The sequence below is a fragment of the Pseudomonas sp. SID14000 genome (assembly GCF_002165135.1).
Lineage (GTDB): Bacteria > Pseudomonadota > Gammaproteobacteria > Pseudomonadales > Pseudomonadaceae > Aquipseudomonas.
In genome coordinates, this window is the sequence record NZ_NFZQ01000189.1 from 1 (window position 1) to 352 (window position 352).

A 352-nucleotide genomic window follows, 5' to 3' on the forward strand; every position below is an offset into this window, starting at 1 on the left:
ACGGCTCGACCGTCAGCACCACGATTACCGGTGCTACCGGTGGCAACTTCGAGCAGTTGGTGCCGAACCCGACGCCGGCTCAGACCACCATCAACGACTCGGTCGACACCACCACCGCGACCCTGACCGCTTCGCCAAGCGTCACCGAAGGCGGCGTCATCACCTACACCGTGACCCTGAGCAACCCAGCGCAGACCCCGGTGACCGTGACCCTGTCCAATGGCCAGACCATCACCGTCGAAGCCGGCAAGACCCAGGGCAGCGTTGATTTCGAGACCCCGGCCAACGACGTCTACAACAACGGCTCGACCGTTAGCGTGACCATCGAAAGCGCCACGGGCGGTAACTTCGA

1 protein-coding gene is annotated in these 352 nt (G+C 63.6%); it reads left to right on the forward strand.

The features are described from left to right. Window positions 1-352, forward strand: a 352-nt coding sequence (locus tag CAY82_RS26865; RefSeq protein WP_170931152.1) for an immunoglobulin-like domain-containing protein, incomplete at both ends; no start/stop codon positions are given.